This is a genomic window from Nostoc sp. C052 (assembly GCF_013393905.1).
GTDB lineage: Bacteria > Cyanobacteriota > Cyanobacteriia > Cyanobacteriales > Nostocaceae > Nostoc.
This window is the reverse complement of record NZ_CP040272.1, coordinates 2532953-2555178: the sequence shown is the minus strand read 5'-3', so window position 1 is coordinate 2555178 and position 22226 is coordinate 2532953. Positions and strand designations below refer to the sequence as shown.

Annotated in this window: 18 protein-coding genes and 3 tRNA genes; 13 read left to right on the top strand and 8 right to left on the bottom strand. The window is 42.4% G+C overall.

Annotated features, from left to right (window positions below; genetic code table 11):
- The first annotated feature begins 23 nt into the window (after positions 1-23).
- From nadA to FD723_RS10075, 3 genes are all read left to right on the top strand, one after another.
- Positions 24-998 carry a quinolinate synthase NadA gene (gene nadA, locus FD723_RS10085; RefSeq protein WP_179065217.1) on the top strand — a complete coding sequence of 325 codons (975 nt, stop codon included), beginning with the start codon at positions 24-26 and terminating at the stop codon, positions 996-998.
- A 123-nt stretch (positions 999-1121) separates the two neighbouring features.
- Positions 1122-1207, top strand: a tRNA-Tyr gene (locus tag FD723_RS10080).
- 88 nt (positions 1208-1295) lie between these two features.
- Positions 1296-1367: transfer RNA gene (locus tag FD723_RS10075), tRNA-Thr, on the top strand.
- A gap of 174 nt (positions 1368-1541) precedes the next feature.
- On the opposite strand, the gene FD723_RS10070 is transcribed toward FD723_RS10075, so the two are convergent.
- Both FD723_RS10070 and FD723_RS10065 read right to left on the bottom strand, forming a co-directional pair.
- Positions 1542-2207 carry a group I intron-associated PD-(D/E)XK endonuclease gene (locus FD723_RS10070; protein WP_179065216.1) on the bottom strand — a complete coding sequence of 222 codons (666 nt, stop codon included), beginning with the start codon at positions 2205-2207 and terminating at the stop codon, positions 1542-1544.
- A gap of 69 nt (positions 2208-2276) precedes the next feature.
- Positions 2277-2349 (bottom strand) — tRNA-Arg (locus FD723_RS10065).
- A 358-nt stretch (positions 2350-2707) separates the two neighbouring features.
- On the opposite strand from FD723_RS10065, the gene FD723_RS10060 reads away from it, so the two are divergent.
- The 3 genes from FD723_RS10060 (at position 2708) to FD723_RS10050 (ending at position 5383) form a co-directional block, all read left to right on the top strand.
- Complete coding sequence (locus tag FD723_RS10060; RefSeq protein WP_179065215.1) at positions 2708-3367, top strand: Npun_F0813 family protein; 660 nt, start codon at positions 2708-2710, stop codon at positions 3365-3367.
- Positions 3368-3508: 141 nt separating this feature from the next.
- Positions 3509-4360 carry a hypothetical protein gene (locus FD723_RS10055; protein ID WP_179065214.1) on the top strand — a complete coding sequence of 284 codons (852 nt, stop codon included), beginning with the start codon at positions 3509-3511 and terminating at the stop codon, positions 4358-4360.
- Between the two features lie 21 nt (positions 4361-4381).
- Positions 4382-5383, top strand: coding sequence for a transposase (locus FD723_RS10050; RefSeq protein ID WP_179065213.1), 1002 nt, complete (start codon positions 4382-4384; stop codon positions 5381-5383).
- Between the two features lie 55 nt (positions 5384-5438).
- Here FD723_RS10050 and FD723_RS10045 read toward each other — a convergent pair whose 3' ends face one another.
- Both FD723_RS10045 and FD723_RS10040 read right to left on the bottom strand, forming a co-directional pair.
- On the bottom strand, positions 5439-6380 hold the full coding sequence (locus FD723_RS10045) for an ADP-ribosylglycohydrolase family protein (protein ID WP_179065212.1): 942 nt from the start codon (positions 6378-6380) through the stop codon (positions 5439-5441).
- Positions 6381-6467: 87 nt separating this feature from the next.
- A complete protein-coding gene (locus FD723_RS10040; RefSeq protein WP_179065211.1) occupies positions 6468-7409 on the bottom strand; it encodes an ADP-ribosylglycohydrolase family protein in 942 nt (313 codons plus the stop codon).
- 393 nt (positions 7410-7802) lie between these two features.
- Here FD723_RS10040 and FD723_RS10035 point away from each other — a divergent pair, with 393 nt between their 5' ends.
- Complete coding sequence (locus FD723_RS10035; protein WP_179065210.1) at positions 7803-8342, top strand: hypothetical protein; 540 nt, start codon at positions 7803-7805, stop codon at positions 8340-8342.
- A gap of 239 nt (positions 8343-8581) precedes the next feature.
- A complete protein-coding gene (sir, locus tag FD723_RS10030) occupies positions 8582-10498 on the top strand; it encodes a sulfite reductase, ferredoxin dependent (protein WP_179065209.1) in 1917 nt (638 codons plus the stop codon).
- A 60-nt stretch (positions 10499-10558) separates the two neighbouring features.
- Here sir and FD723_RS10025 read toward each other — a convergent pair whose 3' ends face one another.
- Positions 10559-12376 (bottom strand): tetratricopeptide repeat protein, encoded by a 1818-nt coding sequence (locus FD723_RS10025; protein ID WP_179065208.1) that lies wholly within the window; start codon positions 12374-12376, stop codon positions 10559-10561.
- Positions 12377-12650: 274 nt separating this feature from the next.
- On the opposite strand from FD723_RS10025, the gene FD723_RS10020 reads away from it, so the two are divergent.
- Positions 12651-12965, top strand: coding sequence for a hypothetical protein (locus FD723_RS10020; RefSeq protein WP_179065207.1), 315 nt, complete (start codon positions 12651-12653; stop codon positions 12963-12965).
- Between the two features lie 83 nt (positions 12966-13048).
- Here FD723_RS10020 and FD723_RS10015 read toward each other — a convergent pair whose 3' ends face one another.
- From FD723_RS10015 to FD723_RS10005, 3 genes are all read right to left on the bottom strand, one after another.
- On the bottom strand, positions 13049-16210 hold the full coding sequence (locus tag FD723_RS10015) for a plasmid replication protein, CyRepA1 family (protein WP_179065206.1): 3162 nt from the start codon (positions 16208-16210) through the stop codon (positions 13049-13051).
- A gap of 356 nt (positions 16211-16566) precedes the next feature.
- Positions 16567-16767, bottom strand: a complete 201-nt coding sequence (locus FD723_RS10010) for a hypothetical protein (protein WP_179065205.1) — start codon at positions 16765-16767, stop codon at positions 16567-16569.
- 405 nt (positions 16768-17172) lie between these two features.
- Complete coding sequence (locus FD723_RS10005; RefSeq protein ID WP_179065204.1) at positions 17173-18000, bottom strand: carbohydrate ABC transporter permease; 828 nt, start codon at positions 17998-18000, stop codon at positions 17173-17175.
- Positions 18001-18181: 181 nt separating this feature from the next.
- On the opposite strand from FD723_RS10005, the gene FD723_RS10000 reads away from it, so the two are divergent.
- The 4 genes from FD723_RS10000 to FD723_RS09985 all read left to right on the top strand — a co-directional run bounded on the left by FD723_RS10000 (position 18182) and on the right by FD723_RS09985 (position 22221).
- Entirely contained in the window at positions 18182-18880 is a 699-nt protein-coding gene (locus FD723_RS10000; protein ID WP_179065203.1) for an aldehyde oxygenase (deformylating), read from the top strand.
- 154 nt (positions 18881-19034) lie between these two features.
- A complete protein-coding gene (locus FD723_RS09995; RefSeq protein WP_179065202.1) occupies positions 19035-20054 on the top strand; it encodes a long-chain acyl-[acyl-carrier-protein] reductase in 1020 nt (339 codons plus the stop codon).
- Positions 20055-20159: 105 nt separating this feature from the next.
- Positions 20160-21140 carry an acetyl-CoA carboxylase carboxyltransferase subunit alpha gene (locus FD723_RS09990; RefSeq protein WP_179065201.1) on the top strand — a complete coding sequence of 327 codons (981 nt, stop codon included), beginning with the start codon at positions 20160-20162 and terminating at the stop codon, positions 21138-21140.
- Between the two features lie 355 nt (positions 21141-21495).
- Complete coding sequence (locus FD723_RS09985; RefSeq protein ID WP_179069097.1) at positions 21496-22221, top strand: SDR family oxidoreductase; 726 nt, start codon at positions 21496-21498, stop codon at positions 22219-22221.
- Positions 22222-22226: the final 5 nt, after the last annotated feature.

The window sequence follows — 22226 nt, the reverse complement described above, 5'->3', positions numbered from 1 at the left end:
GCAACATAAAGCACCCCTAAACTGTGTTTACCACTGCACTAGCTCAACGAGAAAACACCCAACTGGGTGAACTACCACTAGATTTGTTTGCCGCGATTCAGAGTCTCAAAAAAGAACTCAACGCCGTTATCCTGGCGCATTATTATCAAGAGCCAGATATTCAGGATATTGCAGACTTTATTGGGGATTCATTACAACTAGCAAGAGCCGCCGAAAAAACAAATGCGGATGTGATTGTCTTTGCTGGCGTTCACTTCATGGCAGAAACAGCAAAGATACTTAATCCCGATAAATTAGTACTTTTACCAGATTTGGATGCTGGTTGTTCTTTAGCAGACAGTTGTCCACCAGAGGCGTTTGCAGCTTTTAAAGCAGCGCATCCGAATCATTTGGTAGTGTCTTACATCAACTGTTCTGCTGATATCAAGGCGATGAGCGATATTATTTGTACTAGCTCCAACGCTGTGAAAATTGTGCAGCAGATACCGAAAGAACAGCCGATTATTTTTGCCCCAGATCGGAATTTGGGGCGGTATGTGATGGAACAGACTGGACGAGATTTGGTGCTATGGCAAGGTAGCTGTGTTGTCCATGAAACCTTTTCGGAAAAGAAAATTGTCCAGTTAAAAATTGCCCATCCCGAAGCAGAGGCGATCGCACATCCAGAATGTGAAAGTAGTGTATTGCGCCACGCCAGCTTTATTGGCTCTACAGCCGCCTTACTCAAGTATTGTCAAAGCAGCCCCACCAAAGAATTTATCGTTGCTACGGAGCCGGGAATCATTCACCAAATGCAAAAACTAGCTCCTGACAAGCACTTCATTCCTGCACCGCCGATGAATAACTGTGCTTGTAACGAATGTCCGTTTATGCGGTTAAACACCCTAGAAAAGCTTTACTGGGCAATGAAAAATCGCACTCCCGAAATTACCATATCAGAGGATATCCGCCTTGCTGCACTGCGACCAATGCAACGAATGCTGGAGATGAGTGTGTAACCAGTATTTTTTATCCAGATGGTAGAGACGCAGTTTTGTTGCGTCTCTACCTGCAAGTTATTTTTTCTAATCACTTGCAATTTATAAAAGGTGGTGCTAAGATTTTAAATCGTGAGACAAATCGGGTCGGTGTCCGAGTGGTTAATGGAGACGGACTGTAAATCCGTTGGCTTGCGCCTACGCTGGTTCAAATCCAGCCCGGCCCACCACTTACGAAGTTATAAGTTATAATGACTGGGTAAGCATCAAAACTCCCAGCATTTTAACTTCTAGCTTGAGAAAGCAAAATCATATTTCGCCCGTGTGGCTCAGTGGTAGAGCACACCCTTGGTAAGGGTGAGGTCACGAGTTCAATCCTCGTCACGGGCTTTTTAAATTTATCAAACAACCAACCTAAACTCAAGGGTTTCAGCGTTTTTAAGAGATTTTGATATTCAAAAGCTAATTCTCTTGGTTGCATTAGTGGCTATTCTGACTATGATTTGGCTATCAGAACAGAATTTTGGGTATCATCTTTTTTTGGCTATGATTTTCTAGAGTATATTATGTTAACTGTCCTTCTACTTTTCCATAAGCTTTCTTAACCCAATACCCTCTGGGTGGCTTTTCTACCCCATAAGCCTTACACCACTTTTCTACAGCCTTATCAGACACGCCAAAATCTCTGCCAATTTGTGCTGTTGGCTTTTCCCAAACTAGTTTTTCTAGTTCTTCTTTTGATGGCCTTTCAACTTTTCTAGTGTGAATTCTAGAGTCTGGGTTAACCTTTCTAGTTGTTAAATCAACGCCAAACTCCTTGTAGGTTCGCTTGGAGGCTGCTTCAGTAAAGTCTGTAAAATCCTCCCACCAGTAAAACGGTGTAGCTGAATTAGGTATCTGGGTAGTTATGTAGCAACCATTAAAGTGAACTGATGGATAAACAACTTTATCTATGTCAGGCAGATAAACAGCATAAAAGTCAAAGTCATTTACTTTGTACTTCTTCTGATGAGTCCCATTTCTATCTACCCAAATAGTTTTATTGACTACTCTATTATCTCCCGCGTATTTAGCTTGGATTTTGTAAAATTTATCGTCTTTGTAAGCAACAAAATCAAAAGGTAAATGCTCACAAACAAGTGGTGTCAGAATCAAGTATCCTTTAAGCGTTAGGTCAGCGATCGCTTTGGTAGTAGCGATATCGCCTTTGTTCTTGGTATGATGCAGCAATAACGAACCCTCAACCAATAAAATGATTATATCACTTCACCGTGCTTGAGGGTTCATATTAAGTTAAAACGAGCGCGGCAGGGTTCGAACCTGCGACCGATTGCTTAGAAGGCAATTGCTCTATCCACTGAGCTACGCGCCCAAAACAAAATAATGGCTCCTGAAGGAGTCACCTACACTATTATATCGTCTTCACCTACCAAGAAGCAATCAAAAATTGCAGATTTACCACTAGCAAGGCTAAGATGCTAGTCGCTAGTTAGTGCAATCTACACCGAAAACGAAACAGATGGGGTATTGGTTTAGATATATTGTGTTGTCAAGGGGTTATTTGCCCGTTAGCGCTAACGTCCTCTGGGCGGCTACCTTCGGGAAGGATCTGGCGATCGCGAGGCTCATTTTCACAGTATGCTAGGTAATTTCAGCCTTGGCGATACTGCCAAATGCCATTATATATTCCATATTAAGAGTGCCCCTGTGAGGAGTTATTTGCTAGTGCCATGTTTATTCTCAAACGGCAGGATGTTGAAATATCAAGCATTCAGCACCCAAAAAAGGATCAGCAAGTGCCGATTCTCAGTTATCAAGGGCAGACTTTTCGCTTGATTAGTGTTTTCAAAGCTAGTCAAGAAGAAGAAGCTAGAGCCTTATGGAGAGAATTAACGGATAACCGAGGTAAAGCCTGTGTTTTGCTGGAGGAACCGGAACGCTTTAGTGTTTGGGGCAAAATCCGTTTAGAGCAGCTGGATAGTGACACAGGTGGTCATGGCAAAACGGCGATTTTAATCCAAGCCAGTATTTTGCTGTTACAAGGTGTTTCTATCGATATTGAAGAGTTTTTAGGTGCTAGACAAGTTGCATTATTTGAAAAAGATATTGCCGAAGTATTAAAGCAGAAGCAATTTCCCCAAGCGTCTTCTCTAGAAGCGGTTAAATATTTGGTGTCTACTAATCCTTTGCCGACAGCCAAAATACCTGATTGGCAAGAAAATCATGTAGTTATTCTGTTACAAGAACTGCATCGATTAGGAAAAGCCTATTTTGGCAATGGTAATTTTACCAAACAAGTGATTTATAAGCTAGAAGATATGCCAGAAGCCGAGCGAGCGCTGTTTATCAATTGGCTAAATCAATCGCCACTGGGTAAACTATGGCAGTAGCATGGAAATTTTTTCAGAAAATTCCGGCCACTGGCACTTGCTTTTGGTGTCTGATTGTGTATTACTTGGCAGACACACTGCTATATATACAGTCCTTTAACTCAAAATACTGCCAGAGTGCATCTACATAAGTCTTGTCCTATGAATAACTCTTACGAGAATTCGTTCCTTTCTAAATCTATTTTCAACACTCAGAACATTGTCTTAGCTAATATTGGCTGGGCCGTACTGGCACTGCTATACTTTTTGTTGTTTAGTGCCAAAGTTCCCGGAGCCGATGGCATAGAAAGTCGGGCTGAGTGGTATGTGATTGGCACAAATATTTTTGAAGCTTTAGCTTATTTGGCTGCCAGTATCTTATGCTTGAGGAACTGGCTTAGTCCACAAATCGTCAGTGGCCGGAATGTTTGGCTCTTAATTGGGTTAGGTATGCTTTCCTATTTCGTTGGGGGGATAATTTTCGGCTATACCGAGATAGTTTTAAAAGATGAACCGGATGTGTCTGTAGGCGATATATTTTTTGTACTGACTTATCTATTACTTGGCGCAGGCATGACTTTAGCTGTGGCTTCCAGGCGAATCAATCTGGAAAAATGGCAGTGGCTAATTGTGTTAGCAATTGCAGTATTCGGTAGTTTGTTGGCATGGTGGATTTCTATGCAACAGGAAACATCCACGGAACTGCTAGTCGCTATTTTGAACTGGTTTTACGTAGTTAGCGATGTGGTTCTGTTAATTATTGCTACCACTCTGCTGTTAGCCTTTTGGGGAGGAAGAGTTTCCCAGTCTTGGCGAATGATTGCAGCGGCGGCCTTTTCGCTTTACATTGCAGATATGTGGTTTAAATACGCCCAAGGCCCCAATTATCAAAGTGGGGAAATCTTAGAAGTGTTTTGGGTGTTTAGTGGAGTGTTATTTGGTATGGGCGCTGCCTTAGAATATGACGCATCACTAAGACGAACGCGGCGTACCAGCACAAGAAAACGAGCTTAGTAAGGATTTTTGGTATCTACCGTGAGAAAATTAACTGACTCTGACAAGCAAGAAATTCTGAAGTTATATCGAGAGACTGCCGAAACAACCTCAACTTTGGCAGACCGCTACGGTGTGAGTAACTCGACAATTAGTCGCCTGCTCAAAAGTACTTTGCCAGAGGATGAGTATGAGTACTTAGTCTCTTTAAAGCGGGCTGCGAGAACTCCTGAGGGAAGGGCACAGGTTAGCTACGAGCAGTTACCACTGCTGACTCAACCTGAGCCGGAGATAGAAGTTCCACCCATTGAAAGCCCACCTTTGGAAGTACCAAAGGTTGAGCCACTACCACGTAAGATAATTCGTGTAGAGCAGGAACTTTACTCAGAGGAAACGGCGGAGTCAATCGCCGCTAGTAGACGGGTGCGGCGTCGTCCCTCGGCGGCGGAAAAACCGAAACTCCGAGTCACATCTGAGAAATTAGAAACTCCAGAGCCAAAGCCGCCGGAAATAGTCAGCATCTCCATCCCGCCTCTAAAGGTTGAACATCCAGGAGCAGCCGTCATCGCGCACATGCTGGGCGAAGATTTACTAGACGAATCAGAGGATTTGGATGATTTAGATGATGATGATTTAGAGGATGACGATTTTGAGGAAGAAGACTTTGATGATGATGACCTGGATGAGGAAAGACCTTTAGTCACAAAACGCAGACCAGGTGAAGCATCAGTTCAAGTTTTGCCTCTGTCGGTAGCCAATTTGCCGAAAACTTGCTATTTGGTAATTGACCGTTCCTCAGAATTAATTACCCGGCCTCTGAAAGACTTTGGTGACTTGGGGCAAATTCCCAGCCTTGAAACTCAGCAAAGAACTCTGCCGGTGTTTGATAACCATCGTGTTGCCAAGCGTTTTTCTACCAAGCGCGATCGCGTGATTAAGGTTCCAGATAGTAAAATGCTCCATAAGGCTCGTACTCATTTGGAAGCTAAGGGCATCACACGACTGCTGATTGATGGTCAGGTCTATTCTTTGTCTACGGTTTAGGAGTTAGGAGTTAGGAGTTTCATAATTCTTAACTCTTAACTTTTAACTCCTAACTCTAAGCGTAGACAGCCCTTGCAAAACGTTCTGCTAAGTAGATAATGTCTTGTCTACGAGCAATTTGGTTTATCCATTGTTTGGGAATATTTTCCACGCCGTAGTAAATTCCCGCTAACCCACCGGTGACGGCGGCGGTAGTATCAGTATCTCCGCCTAAATTCACAGCTTTCAATACTGCTTCAGAATAAGACGAGCTATTTAACAAACACCAGAGGGATGACTCTAAGGTGTCAATTACATAGCCACCAGAATTAATTTCTTCTACTGGTACTTTGGCAATCTCACCACTGAAAATTCTGCCAAAATGCGGCTTTTCTAATAAAAACTCCCGCACAGAATAAATTGTTTGGATGTCTTGCAATCCTTGTAAATAAGCTGTTTGCGGGTCAGCACCTTCTAAGAGCGCCACTGCAATACTAATATAAATACCACAGGCCATTTGAGAACGGAGATGAGCATGGGTAATGGAAGAAACTTGATGTACCCGTGCAATCAATTCATCCAATGTTAAACTTTTGTGACAATAAGCCATCGGCAAGATTCTCATCAAAGAACCATTGCCATTACTATTCTCGCTACTACCACCTGCTTTCAGAGGTGGAGTTCCTTGTTTCCAGTTCACAATTGCTAAAAATGTGGTGTTACCGATATCAAATACTTCACCTTGAGCAGTCCAGTAACTTTCGTGATACCAGCGCCAAAAGGAATTAGCAATCGCATCTAGTGAAAATCCCTCACAAAGACATTCTGCCAAGCAAAAGGTCAACGAACTATCATCTGACCACGTACCAGCAGGAACATCCCAAGTTCCATAACCCACCATTGATGTGACTGGAGATTTTACTCGTTCAGCGCGGCTGGTGAACTCCACTGGCACACCCAATGCATCACCAATACATAAACCCATCAAACCAGACAATGTTTTTGTATCGGTTAGCATTGTTCAACCAGTATGAAACTTTTCTACTACTGATTTTACTTGCGAAAAGGCGCTCATCAAACACTTGGTATAATTTCTAATTCAAAACTAGCTGTAAACAGCCCTTGTAAAACGCTCTGCTAAGTAAATAATGTCTTGTCTACGAGCAATTTGGTTTATCCATTGTTTGGGAATATTTTCCACGCCGTAGTAAATTCCCGCTAACCCACCGGTGACGGCGGCGGTAGTATCAGTATCTCCGCCTAAATTCACAGCTTTCAATACTGCTTCAGAATAAGACGAGCTATTTAACAAACACCAGAGGGATGACTCTAAGGTGTCAATTACGTAGCCACCAGAGTTAATCTCTTCTACTGGTACTTTGGCAATCTCACCACTGAAAATTCTGCCAAAATGCGGCTTTTCTAACAAAAATTCTCGGACAGAATAAATTGTTTGAATGTCTTGTAATCCTTGTAAATAAGCTGTTTGGGGGTCAGCACCTTCTAAGAGCGCCACTGCAATACTAATATAAATGCCGCAGGCCATTTGCGATCGCGCATGAGCATGAGTAATCGCCGAAACATCATGCACCCGCGCCAGCAATTCACCTAAAGTTAAGTTTCTATGACAATAAGCCATCGGCAAGATTCTCATTAAAGAACCATTGCCATTACTATTTTCAACCTTACCGCCTGCCTGATGGGGAACAACTCCCTGTTTCAGGCGCATAATTGCTGTGTGGGTAGTTTGACCAATATCAAAGACATCACCACGGGGAGTCCAGTAAGCTTCCTTGTACCAGCGCCAGAAGGAATTGGCTATAGCCTCCAACGAATACCCTCTACAAAGACATTCTGCCAAACAAAAGCTTAAGGAACTATCATCTGACCAAGTTCCTGGTGGTTGATTCCATGTGCCATAACCCAACATCGTTGTCACTGGAGATTTTACTCGTTCAGCGCGGCTAGTAAACTCCACTGGCACACCCAACGCATCACCGACACATAAACCCATCAAACCAGACAACGTTTTTGCAGCGGTTAGCATTATTCAATCTCCACAAAAATTGCTCAAGATTAACTTTATAGATTCCCTCTATAGCTTGTTGCAACAGATGTTACAGCCTACTTTTTCATCATCTGTGAAAATCTCGGCAAAAAATTGTTATTCGGGTATTTTATTTACCAGATACTTACTAAGTTCTAGTTCCAAATATTGTGCCAGTTTTCAAAGCGTCTATTTTGGGAACAAAGAACTCAGACTAAAAGACATTGAATGTAATTATAACAGCTAATTTATTATTTTCAGAGCTAGTTATTTCTCAATTGTAGGCATCAATAGAAACATTCATTTAATAAAATCTGGGAAATATTTGGAACCTTCTCACACGATTTTCGACCTTGAATATATAAGTAAAAAATACAAAGTTTGGTGAAAATTATGAAGCGCTTACTCAAGTCTTTATTGACAATTTCTGCATTGTCTTCCTTAATAGTTGCTCCTTTTGTTCTATCAGCTGGTCAAGCTTCTGCTGAAACCAAAAAGGGTACTGATGCTAGTTATGTTGGCGCTGGTGTTGCAGCTGGCGTTACTAGTGGCGGACAAGGTATCAACGACGATGCTACATTTGGCGGTAATGTAACAGGTCGTGCAAAGTTAGGAAATACGCCGTTTTCTGCACGCGGTAATGTCCTCTGGAGTGATAAGACAAGTGCTATCATCCCTGAACTTTCTGTGGATGTGCCCATCGCTAATAAAACTAATGCCTATTTAACTGGTGGTTATTCTTTTGTAGAGAAAGATGGCTCACCAACTCCCATAGGTAATAGAGATTCAGTAGTGCTAGGTGCTGGCGTTGAATCGGAAGTTGCTAACAATTTCCTCGTCTACACTAATGCCAAAGTCGGACTTGGTGCTTACCAAAATAGCGATGCTTCTGCTGTTAGCATCAATGGTGGTATTGGCTATCGCTTCAAATAAAAGATTATTGAGTCCTTATTCGCTCTATACTTTACTTAAGTACTCAGGACTCAGCACACAAAACTCATTACTCCTAAAAGCTGGTTTTGTTGAGTGTTACATCACTGATAAAGCCGGCTTTCGCCGTGGTAAAATTAAAATATTCCTCATTATTCCGGCCGGATTACCGGGGATCAAGTAGCCGAAGGGTGCTGATTCGGCGTCTACTAATGCTTTATTGAGAATCCTATACAAGTCTAATGGTTAAATCTGCTCCTTCCCCAATCGCTAGCCGTAAGCCTTCCAAAGTTGAAGGAATCAAGGAAAATAGTAATTTTTTGCGCGAACCTGTAGCAACTGAGATTCTTCAAGACACTACTCATTTTACCGAAAATGCGGTGCAGCTTTTGAAGTTTCACGGCTCTTATCAGCAGGATAACCGCGACAACCGCACCAAGGGACAGGAAAAAGATTACCAGTTTATGCTGCGGACAAAAAATCCGGGTGGTTTAGTACCGCCAGAGCTATATCTGGCTTTAGATAAACTAGCTGATGAGTATGGCAACCACACCTTACGAGCAACTACCCGTCAAGGTTTCCAACTGCACGGAATTTTAAAGAAGAATCTGAAGACAGCGATCGCTACAATTGTCAATAATCTGGGTTCAACTTTGGGAGCTTGCGGCGACATCAACCGCAACGTGATGGCACCACCAGCCCCTTTTAAGAATCGCCCAGAGTATCAGTATGCTTGGGAGTATGCTCAGAATATTGCTGACTTGCTGTCACCACAAACAGGCGCTTATTACGAGATTTGGTTAGATGGGGAAAAAGCAATTAGTGCTGAGGAGAACCCAGAGGTAAAAGAAGCACGACAGCGTAATGGGAATGGCACAATTATCCATGACACCGAAGAACCGATTTATGGCACGTACTATATGCCCCGGAAGTTTAAGGTTAGTGTGACAGTGCCAGGGGATAATTCGGTTGATTTGTATTCCCAAGACTTGACTTTGGTAGTAATTACTAATAAAAAGAAACAGCTGGAAGGATTTAATATTTTTGCTGGTGGTGGTTTAGGTAGAACCCACGGTAAAGAAGAAACTTTCGCTAGGTTAGCAGACCCGATCGGTTATGTAACGAAAGATGACGTTTACGACATAGTGAAAGCGATTGTTGCTACTCAGAGAGATTATGGCGATCGCACCGATCGTCGTCATGCCAGATTAAAATATCTAATCAACGATTGGGGTGTAGATAAATTCCGCACTCAAGTTGAAGAATATTTTGGTAAAGCAATTGAAGCTTTCAAGCCACTGCCAGAGTTTAAATTTCATGACTTCCTCGGCTGGAATGAACAAGGTGATGGCAAGCTATTCTTAGGAATTTCCATTGAAAATGGTCGAGTCAAGGATGAAGGTTCGTTTCAACTGAAAACCGCCTTGCGGGAAATTGTCGAGCAGTTCAACTTACCCATCCGCCTCACATCCAACCAAAATGTGATTTTTTACGATATCGAACCAGCTAGCAAAGAAGCTATTCAAGACATTCTTAGCCGTCACGGTGTCGGAGACGACCCTAGTAAAATCGAACCTTTGGTGCGGTATGCAATGGCTTGTCCGGCTTTGCCTACTTGTGGCTTGGCAATCACAGAATCAGAACGAGCAATACCAGGCATTTTGGAGCGGGTTCGCGCTCTATTAGATAAACTAGGTTTACAAAAAGAACATTTTGTGGTAAGGATGACAGGATGCCCTAACGGTTGCGCTCGTCCTTACTTAGCAGAATTGGCCTTTGTTGGTAGCGCTCCAGAATCTTACCAATTATGGTTAGGGGGTTCGCCAAATCAGACTCGACTGGCACAACCTTACACAGAAAAGCTGCACCATAATGACTTAGAAAGCTTCTTAGAGCCGATTTTTGTTTACTTTAAAAAATCTCGGAAATCAAAAGAAAGCTTTGGTGATTTTTGCGATCGCGTTGGTTTTGATGCCATCCGCGAATTTGCTGCCACCTACGAACCCCAAACAGCCAATGGTGCAAACAAATCGCGCCATCGGGTGAATTTGAAAGAAGAGGTTTATAGCAAGTTGAAGGAAGTAGCAGAAAGCCAAGGTAAACCGATGACTCAGTTGGTGACTGAAGCGCTAGAAGTTTACTTCCAGAATCTTTCTTAAGCCTAGTATTTTTGTGTGGCAGACATTTCATCTGCCACAATTTTGGCGGGGTGGGGTTTTTCAAAGCTGTTCAATTAGCTCAATAATTTGTTGGTAATACTGGATATTCCCTTCTTGATAATACAAGTCTGCGGATTTCTGGAAATCGGCAATTGCTCGTTGAGAGTCTCCCAAATTGCGGTAGACATCTGCCCGAAGAATGTAAGCGGAAGCCCAATTAGGCTGACGCTGTAAGGCTTGGTTTAAATCTGCAAGCGCTCCTGGTAAATCTCCCAACAGAGAACGGCTACGACCCCGATTGTACCAATCTTCGGCAAAGCTGGGGTCGATCGCGATCGCTCGACTGTAATCTTCTATTGCCCCTTGATAATCTTCTAGGGCATAGTGAGCATTGGCGCGATCGCTGTAAAATGCAGCAGATTGGGGATTTATTTGCAAGGCTTGAGTGTAATCTGCGATCGCATTTTCATAAGCTTCTAAAGCATAGTGGGTAGAACCTCGGTTGTAATACGCTTCAATTAAATTAGGATTAATTTTTAATGCTTGGTTATAATCTGCGATCGCTCCTTGTTCATCTCCTAAAAGACGACGAGCATTTCCCCGATTGCAATAAGCTTGAGAAAAATCAGGAACAAGTTCTATGGCTTGAGTATTATCATCAATTGCTCCTTGTAAATCTTGCAAGGCTTCACGGGCAATGCTCCGACCATAATAAGCTGCGGCTAATTTATCATTAATCTGTAATGCTCGATCGTAATCTTTAATTGCGCCTTTATGATCTCCTAAAGAACGACGAGCCGCCGCGCGATCGCAATATCCTTCTGCTAAATTAGGATTGAGTTGTAATAGGCGATTGCTATCTTCAATTGCACCTTGATAATCTCCCAAGCGGCGAAGAGCATTAGCCCGAAAGCCGTATACTAAAGCTAGTGTGGGATTTTCTTGTAAAGCTCGGTCATAATCAGCGATCGCACCCTGATAGTCTTCAAGAGTACTACGAACTAGACCGCGCTCACAATAGGCTTGCACATCATCAGGATTCAGCTTTAATGCTTGGTTAAAGTCTGCAATTGCTTCATGATAGTTTTTGAGGTGAGCAAGCACAAGACCTCGATTATAGTACGCTCCAGCAAAGCTGGGGTTGATTTTTAGGGCGTGGTTGTAATCTGCGATCGCACTTTGATAATCTGCTAAAGCGTAGTGGGCATTACCTCGGTTATGATAAGCTTCTGCCAAGTTAGGATCTAATTCTAATGCCTGGTTATGGTCAGCGATCGCTTCTTGATAATTGCCTAAAATCTGGTGAATATTGCCGCGATTGCTGTAAGCTGCGGCAAAATGGGGATGCCATTGTAAAGCTTGCTGAAAATCTGCGATCGCTCCTTGACGATCGCCACGTTCAAAACGAGTTACGCCCCGATTATGATAAGCATTGGCAATATCAATATTGATGTTATCAGCTAATTGGGTACTCATTTCGATTGTTTGGATATAATCTGCGATCGCCTTATCGTAGTTTTCCAAAGCAAAGTAGGCATTTCCCCGACTGTGGTAAGATTGCGCCAGATTGGGATCTAATTGTAGCGCTTGATTATGGTCGGCGATCGCACCTTGATAATCGACTAAAAAGTAACGAGCATTAGCGCGGTTGTAATAGGCTATGGCAAAATTGGGATTGATTTCGATAGCGCGATTAAAGTTAGCGATCGCACTGCGATAATCTTTGAGTTGACCAGTTAAAATCAGCCCGCGATTATGGTAAGCTTCGGCATAGTCAGGGTTTAGCTTGATTGCTTGGGTGTAAGCTGCGATCGCGGCTTGATAGTCCCCTTGCAGATTGTGGTTTAATCCTTGGTTAAAAAAATCTTCAGCATTCATATAATTTTTTTGGATTTTGACATTCTCTAGCCTAAAGCATCGGGATTGTTAACGATATGTTTTCAAAATTATTCAAACTACTATTGTGCAGGTTGCTAGGATTTCAATACTACTGGGGTTTTGCATTTTTAACTCGGAATTTGATTTGGGGAAAAGGTTAAAGGTTTTTTCTTTCCCCTTTCCCCCTTAAACGACAAGTATTGGCTAGGATTTTTTGTTTCAATCGCGCGAACGGGTTTCATTTATTTGAAAGTTTAATTAAAGCTTAAAAGTTATGAACAGCATAATTCACCCCATTAGCTTTAGAGTCATTGAACGCAAAATCACACTGGAAAGGTCTTACTGGTATTTTATAAAAGGTAAAACTTTTTACAACCCATTAAATTTACCAGATGGCGATATTGAATTCATGTTTGGCACAACTAAAAAGAAAGTTGTTGTTGAGTTATTTCGGATTAATGGCGGAAAAGTCGGCTACTATCTAGCAGACTTACGCCAAAAAAAATACTACTACTGCGGGCAAGATTGGGATAGTGTGAGAGTGCAGTTGCGATCGCTTGGCATTGGCAGAGACGATCCAATGGAGTAGGCGATTACAAAACCCCTCTTGAAAAGTTCTTCAGGAGGGATTTTAGTTACGTTCTACCGCTTCTTAATGAAAACTGCTATATCTTAAAATAACGGCACAGCCGACGCAGATAATCTATCGTCTACCTTTCCAGACTGAGTTTGCATAATTTCAAACTTCCAGTCTGAAGAATAATCAGGCAACTCATAGCCAAAACTTTTAACATGGGCTAACATCAATTCATCTCGTTGATGCCAAACAGCAAATATTTTCTCTCTGCTATCATATAGTGTTTCTAAGTCAATTTGATAAATCTCATTTACTCGTTTCAACTTCAAACCCAATAAATTCAACAGTCGGCTGAGTATTTTTATTGCTGAAACCTGCTCTTTTTCCCCAATTAAATTAATCCCAAGCGCTCTTTTAATATGCTTACTATGCTGAAAAGCAACATTTTTTAGCAATATCAAATCTGGCTCATTCTCAATAAATTCTCGTTTTGCTTCGAGAAACTGAAGCATTCCTAAAGCTCTCATCGCTTCCACTTTGAGCGTGTAAGTTTTTAAATCTGGCAGAAAAACTTTCCCTTCACCCCAAGACAATTGCTGATGCCATTCTTGCTCATCTCTAACGTGAAAATATTCGCTCTCGTGAGTTAAATAATAGTGAATTAACAGTTGACGATAATATCCTTGATCGTCCTGCAATTTCAGCCACGGAGTAACTTCTACACCATACCTTTGTCTGAGAATATATTTATTGATTTGATTACGCTCTCCATCAGTTAGAGAATGCTTCACTAACAATTGCTCATATTCTACATAATCAATATCTTTAGCATTGGCTACAGCAGTTGCTACTGATAATTGATTTTGCTGCTTAATATCTTTGATTTTACGTTTAATTTCTTTAGCTTTTTGACGGCTTTGTGTCCAATCTTTTTGAACTTTGACAATTTCTAAAACTAATCTTCTGCGAGTAGCTAAATCATCGGCATCAGTAGCCAAAAATGCCAGGCGTAAATCTCGAATAATATTATTGTGAACTGCGTTACTCCGCATCTGAATTTGATGCCCATCAGCAACTAAACCATCTTGCATAGATTGCCGATAGAGACGAATAGAAGCATTTACTCTTGCAGATAACTTAGCCCAAGTTCGCAAATGAATGGGGTCATAAACTAAAGGTAAATCCACATCTATTTTATGTAACGGACTCAGCAAAGCTAAGTTTTCTTTCTGATTTTCCTGATACCAATCGGATAGTAAGCGATAATTTGTACTCCCACTACCAATTAGACCAATACCTCGTTTAGCACACCAAACAACACGTGGCACATCATCTCTGACTCTTGCTAAAGCTTGTCTTGCTTCCGAGTCAGGAATTACCCCTTGAAAAATGCCATAAACTCGGTCGAAATGTTGAACATCAATACTAATTCCCGTACCAAGGCTAGGTGTAACAAAAACGCCGTCATATTCAGATATTTTTTGATTAATCGCAGCAATAAAATCAACTGCTGCATGACCAGGTGTATTTGTAGTGTGACTACTAACTACCAAAGTTTTAGGAAATTGTCGCCGTAATTTTTGTAGTCGCTCTTTTAAATAACGTTCAATTGTTTCACAACTATAACGCCCAGCCCGACTATCGGTAGTAACATAACATTTACGTCCAGCAAGTAAATCTAATTCTAATTGGTGAATTAACGGTGTTGGATTCGGCGAATCATAAAAAGTCACATCCCAACCATGCTGAGGCTTCCACTGGTTGAGAACTACCCAAGGTGTTAATTTAATTCCTGCCAATCCCTGTAAATATTCCAGCGAAACATCTGATAAATCAGCATCTTGGGCAATTACTAACCCTCCAGTTGTTAAAACTGTCGCAATTAGTTGCTGGAATAACTTTAATATTTTTACCCGCTTGTGTTTACAAGTATTACTATTTAACAGATGCCATAGAGATTGCTCTACTTCATCTAAAATGACTATTGCCCCACGCCAATTCTCTGGGTTAAGTTTCCAAATCGAATCTACACACAAGCCGAGAGATTGTTGAGGAAAAGGAGAGCGGAGAATAGGAGGAGCGGGGGTAAGTGTTCGATCAATTTTTTTATCCCCATTTTCTTTATTTGTTCCCCATTGGATACCAATTTTTTCACACAAAAATCGTCCAAGTAGGATTCTATGAGTAATTAATAAAACTGGTTGTTTTCTATTTTTCGCCTGTTGAACAACGCTTTGCAATGCGGTAGTTTTTCCCGTTCCTTTGGCTGATTTGACTCCGACTAATCCAGAAGTGGGGAAAGGGATTTCACCTATATAAGGACGGTTGAAAGTGAGTGCAGCCGGAATGCTTAACTCGGTGTGTGGTTTGGTTTGAGCAAGATAAATTTCTAAATCAATACTTTGGCGATAAATTTTATCGAAACTACTTGCACCTTTAGCAATAATAAATTCATCAACCCCTTTTTCCATTCCTGGAAGTTCGACGACTTTAACAGGGCAATTTTTTTGCTGAAATAAACAGCCAAGTTGAGAAATAGCATTATTTACAGCAGCGATTGTCTTGGGTTGAGTCTCAAAATCAAAGCAAATGTAAAAGCTGCGTTTTGTAATTGCAAAGGCTGCTAAATCAGGAATTAGCTGACGACGGGTAACTTTGCCAAACTCATCTTTAACAACCCGATAACCACTGGTAATTCCGGGAATGGCAATAGCTACATATCCCTGCGTCAACAAGGTAGCTGCTTTCTTTACACCCTCGCAGATAACCAGGGGAATATTCTGCTGCATCACCCATTGCCAAAAGCCTCCAGCTTCACCATCAGGGGTAATGGAGATATTGTCAGGCATCACCAAATTGTAACGTTCAGCCACTTGCTGCCATACTGGCAACGTTACCCGCAAACAAAACACCCGCGTTGGTGTGCTGGGGGGATGCTCGTATTTGATGGACTTGCCATTGTGATTTTGTCGGGGTTGGTTTGGCTTAAAACATCCCCATTCCATCATTTGCCAATTATTCAGAGGGTCTAGTCCCGAACACCACCAACCACCTTCAGTGATATGAGCATAACGCTGCAACCATCCAGCTTTCAACATTCCGGTGTTGGTGCGGGGGAGTAGCTCAGAAATCAATAGGTACTCATAAGCTGTTACGCCTTGGAGTGACTTAAAATTGAGTTGCACTAAGTGTAAGTCTATACCACTACTCTTGACTAATTCTTCAAGGTGTTGGGGGTGTAAATAGTGCAGATGCATAGGGAAAGGCTCGGAGGGAAAGTCAATGAGATTAAAACACTAACATGCATCTGCTTTTTTTCTATAAGAGAGATTGCGAGGCTTTAATGATGCTTTTTTTACTTCGTTACAGGAAACACATCGGTTAAAACTCTAATAGGTTATTCTGCCTATTAGATCCCCAAAGTAATATTTTTGTATTGTGATATTTGTTCGATTTTAATTTTGATTTATCAGTAAATTTCTGCGTGAAGGAATGCGATCGCCAGAGGCTAGCCACAGGTATCGGTATGATGAGCAAGGGATACACAATTAACACAATTTCTGGTACTCAAACTCTTGGAGTCACTGCCAATAATGCCTTGGGTCACTGTTTATCAACTAGCATCATCCGATTCGAGTTGCTTTTGGTCGAAATCACACTGCCAATGAATTCTCAATACTCTATCCTCGAATATGCCGTACTTCTCAAGTACTGAGTGTAAGTCAGCCTTTTGTAAGCTTTCACTCAATTTCTGCTGAATCTCTTGTTGTAACTGCTGTAATATTTGAGGGTCTATAACTGGTTGAGAACTCATAACTGTTTTCTTTGGTGAGGAGGTGTACAGTTATTGCTCCAGTTTAGCTAGTGTGGATCACGCTAAATGTCACAAAAATTCATGTTTTCCTGCCGGATTTCTTTTTATCGTAAATTAAAGGGTTTAAGAACCTGCAATCTACATGTAGCACCCACTTCAGTCGGGGCTTGTCTTGAGAAATCGCTCTACTTGGGCAAAGCCCAAGACCGCGTTTCTTGCTAAATACCCCGTTAGCGCTAGCATAAAGCCTTCTCTTTCAGAGACGCTAACGCGAACGGCATGGCAACGCTATGAGCGACGGAAGAGCGCCAGTTGCCACAACGCTCTTAACCCGCGCAGGGCACTTCGCTATAGTCTGAAATTTCTTTAATTTTGAATTTTGAATTGTTAAGCCCAGTTTCCCCACTAATTTTTAATGCCTGTTGCCGCAATACCCTGAATAAACTGACGCTGACCGATGAGAAATAGTACCATTACTGGAACTGTGGCGATCGTCACCGCCGCCATCATCAAGGGCCAATTATTCGTAAATTGCTCTTGAAACTCAGCCAACGCCAGTTGTACAGTCCTTAATTCTGGTCGTGTTGTAAACACTAAAGGCTTAAACAAATCATTCCACTCACCAATGAAGGTGAACAAAAACAACGTCACTAACGCCGGACGGGCCAAAGGTAACATTACCCGCCACAAAATTTGCAGTCGGTTCGCCCCATCTATAGCTGCGGCTTCCTCTAACTCTACAGGAATTGTCTGGAAATACTGACGTAATAAGAAAATCCCAAATCCGTTGACCGCAGTGGGTAAAATGAGTGCCCCATAAGTATTTATCAAGTGTCCCCACTTCAAAACCAAAAAGATGGGAATCACCAATAACTGAAAGGGAATCACTAAAGTTGCTAAAACGACTAATAGCAGTGCTTGGCGTCCCCGAAACTTCAATCGGGCTAGGGCATAACCAGCCAAAGCAGAAGTGACAATCTGAAACGCCGTCACCGCGATCGCTACCAAGGTAGAATTAGCAAACGCCAGTAAAAATTTTCCCTGTTGCCACGCAATGCGGTAATTTGCTAAAGACCAGTTATTTTTGGATAAATTTTCGGGGCTGGCGGCGGTTGGTGCAAAGGAGGTGAGAAAAACCACAAATAGCGGTAGTAGAACGATAAATGCCCCTAGCAGTAAGACTACTAGGCTCAAAAAATCGCCAGATTTCAGATTCGGGTTTGGTTTAGACATAACTTGAATTGCAAAGCATTTATTTCGCTAGTACTACAGCATCGCCCCCCAGCAACAGTTAATCTATTAAACATAGTTACTTGTTAAGTTAAATTAAACCACAGTGATTGTTACCCTCAGTTCATAGGGTAAATTGAATCCTGGCGTCAAATAATTCAGGTTTACAGGAGTAAACATAACCATGCAGCAGCTTACAGACCAATCTAAAGAATTAGATTTCAAGAGCGAAACATACAAAGATGCTTATAGCCGGATTAATGCGATCGTAATTGAAGGGGAACAAGAAGCCCATGAAAATTACATCACATTAGCGGGACTGCTGCCGGAATCTCATGATGATTTGATTCGCCTCTCGAAGATGGAAAGCCGCCACAAGAAAGGATTTGAAGCTTGTGGACGCAATTTGGATGTCACCCCAGATTTGCAATTCGCCAAGGAATTTTTCTCTGGACTCCACCAGAATTTCCAAACAGCAGCGGCGGAAGGGAAGGTAGTCACTTGTCTGTTGATTCAGTCTTTGATTATCGAATGTTTTGCGATCGCAGCATATAACATTTACATCCCCGTTGCCGACGCTTTTGCCCGCAAAATCACTGAGGGAGTAGTCAAAGAAGAATACAGCCATCTCAACTTTGGAGAAGTTTGGTTGAAAGAACATTTCACAGAATCCAAAGCTGAACTTGAACTCGCAAATCGCCAGAACCTACCCATCGTCTGGAGAATGCTCAACAAAGTAGAAGGTGATGCCCACACAATGGCAATGGAAAAAGATGCTTTAGTAGAAGACTTTATGATTCAATACGGTGAAGCATTGAGTAACATAGGTTTTACGACTCGCGATATTATGCGCTTGTCAGCCTACGGACTCATAGCCGCTTAAAGAGTGCCGAGTTATGAGTACTGAGTTGTGAGTTAAGAGTGAAGAAATTATCTGAACTTTTTCCTTGTTTTTTACTTAATACTGCCTCAGGACTCAGGACTCAGCACTCACTTTTATTCCACGCCTCAAGACAGCATAAGCCTAATATCACTACATGTTTGGTCTAATTGGACATCTGACTAGTTTAGAACACGCTCAAGCGGTAGCTCAAGAATTGGGATACCCAGAATATGCCGATCAAGGTCTAGACTTTTGGTGCAGCGCCCCGCCGCAAATTGTTGATACCATTATTGTCACCAGTGTAACTGGGCAACAAATTGAAGGACGGTATGTAGAATCTTGCTTTTTGCCGGAAATGCTAGCTAGTCGCCGCATCAAAGCCGCAACACGCAAAATCCTCAACGCTATGGCCCATGCACAGAAGCATGGCATTAACATCACAGCTTTAGGCGGATTTTCCTCAATTATTTTTGAAAACTTTAAGTTAGAACAGTTTAGCCAAGTCCGCAACATTAAACTAGAGTTTGAACGCTTCACCACCGGAAACACGCATACTGCCTACATTATTTGTAAGCAGGTGGAAGAAGCCTCGAAACAACTGGGAATTGAAATGTCAAATGCGACTGTTGCAATCTGTGGCGCAACTGGGGATATTGGCAGTGCTGTTACACGTTGGCTAGATGCAAAAACAGATGTCAAAGAACTTTTGTTGATCGCCCGCGATCAAGAACGTCTCAAAGCCTTGCAAGACGAACTAGGACGCGGGAAAATCATGGGTTTAACAGAAGCGCTGCCCCAAGCTGATGTTGTCGTTTGGGTTGCCAGTATGCCTAGAGGCGTGGAAATTGACCCTACCACTTTGAAGCAACCCTGTTTGTTGATTGATGGTGGCTATCCTAAAAACTTAGCGACGAAAATTCAGCATCCTGGCGTACACGTGTTAAATGGTGGAATTGTGGAGCATTCTCTAGATATTGACTGGAAAATCATGAAAATCGTCAATATGGATGTTCCAGCGCGCCAGTTGTTTGCTTGTTTTGCCGAATCAATGCTGCTGGAATTTGAGAAGTTATACACGAACTTTTCGTGGGGACGGAATCAGATTACCGTAGACAAAATGGAGCAGATTGGTAAGGTGTCAGTAAAACATGGATTTAGACCACTTTTGGTTTAGTCATTAGTCATTGGTCATTAGTCATTTGCAAATAACAAATGACTAAGGACAACTGACAAAAGACAAAGGATAGATACTCATAACTCGTAATTCATAACCCCTACGATGGCAACTACTGAGCGTAAACCGCTACTGTTAGATTTTGAAAAACCCCTAGCAGAACTCGCAAACCGAATCGATCAGATTCGGCAACTTGCAGAAGAAAATGGCGTCGATGTTTCTGGTGAAATTCGCAAACTAGAGGCACGCGCTATGCAACTGCGTGAGGAGATTTTCAGTACTCTATCCCCATCTCAGCGATTGCAAGTCGCTCGTCATCCGCGTCGCCCCAGTACTCTCGATTACATTCAAGCTATTAGTGATGAATGGATGGAACTGCATGGCGATCGCTGTGGTGGTGACGATCCGGCTTTAGTTGGTGGTGTCGGCCGTCTGAGTGGACAACCTGTGGTGATGTTGGGTCATCAAAAGGGCCGCGATACTAAAGACAATATTGCCCGTAACTTTGGAATGCCTTACCCTGGCGGCTACCGCAAAGCCATGCGGTTGATGGAACACGCCAATAAGTTTAGTATGCCGATACTAACTTTTATTGACACGCCGGGAGCTTGGTCTGGGGTAGAAGCAGAACACCAAGGTCAAGGAGAAGCGATCGCTTACAACTTACGGGAAATGTTTTGTCTGGATGTGCCAATTATCTGCACAGTTATTGGTGAAGGTGGTTCCGGTGGGGCACTCGGTATTGGTGTAGGCGATCGCCTACTCATGTTTGAACACTCCGTTTACACCGTTGCCACCCCCGAAGCCTGCGCCGCTATTTTGTGGAAAGATGCTGGTAAGGCTCCCCAAGCCGCCGTCGCGCTAAAAATTATTTCCCACGACTTGAAAAAGTTGGGAATTATCGACCAAATACTGCCTGAACCTACTGGTGGCGCTCATTCCGATCCTTTAAAAGCCGCTACCACTCTCAAGCAAGTGCTGATGGAAAATTTGGACGAACTCAATCGTTTAACCGCTCCAGAACGCCGCCAACTGCGCTACGAAAAATTCCGTAAAATCGGGGTTTTTACAGAAGTTGCCCACTAACAACACTGCATAATGATTGATTAGTAAAGTAGCAATGCTATAATTGCCTATGTGCTTAAAGATTTTTAACAATCTGGCCATAGGCATTTGCATTTTTGGCAAATCTACTCAATTTAATTGAGTGGGTTTTGTATTGTGTAAATAATCTGATTTAAATTTACGGCATGGTTTTCCAGGCAATGGTTTGTTGTATTCACTGGTAAAACCCAAAATATGGGTACTATTGTGCTGCATCATAGCATCTGCTTAATGAAAATCATCAGATTTTTAGATTCCTTTAATCTATCCAAACCGAGAAGTGTAAATAATTGGATGGTAATAGGCTTTGGGAACTGCCAAAAAATTGGGAGACACCATGAGTGTTGAGCAAAAACGACGCGCCCTGATTACTGGGGCAAGTAGTGGAATTGGGAAAGCAACGGCTTTAGCCTTTGCAAAAGCGGGAATAGATATTGCCTTAGTCAGCCGTTCTTTGGATAAGTTGGAGGCGGTAAGAGAAGCCGTAGAGCATACTGGGGTGGAAGCGAAAGCTTACGCCGTAGATTTAGCGCGGATCTCCGAAGTCAAAGACAAGATCCACGCGATCGCCCTTGACTTTGGTGATATAGACATTCTGGTAAACAATGCTGGCATCGCCTATACAGGCACTTTGAGTGAAACTCCCCTAGAAGACTGGCAGCAGGTAATTAACTTGAATCTTACCAGCGTGTTTCAGTGCATTGTGGGGATTTTACCTTCAATGCGCGATCGCGGCACAGGCACAATTATTAACGTCGCCTCAATTGCCGCCAAGCAACCCTTTCCTGGTTGGGGAGCATACAGCGTCAGCAAAGCTGGTTTGATAGCCCTCTCTCAAACCCTGGCACAAGAAGAACGCACCCACGGCATTCGTGTCACAGCTATCTGTCCTGGCGCAGTCAATACTGAACTATGGGATACAGAAACAGTCCACGTCAACTTAGATCGTTCCAAAATGTTAACCCCGGAAATTGTGGCTCAATCAATTCTTTACACTGTTCTGTTACCACAACAGGCAGTTATTGATGAATTGACCTTGATGCCCAGCGCTGGCGCACTCTAATTGCG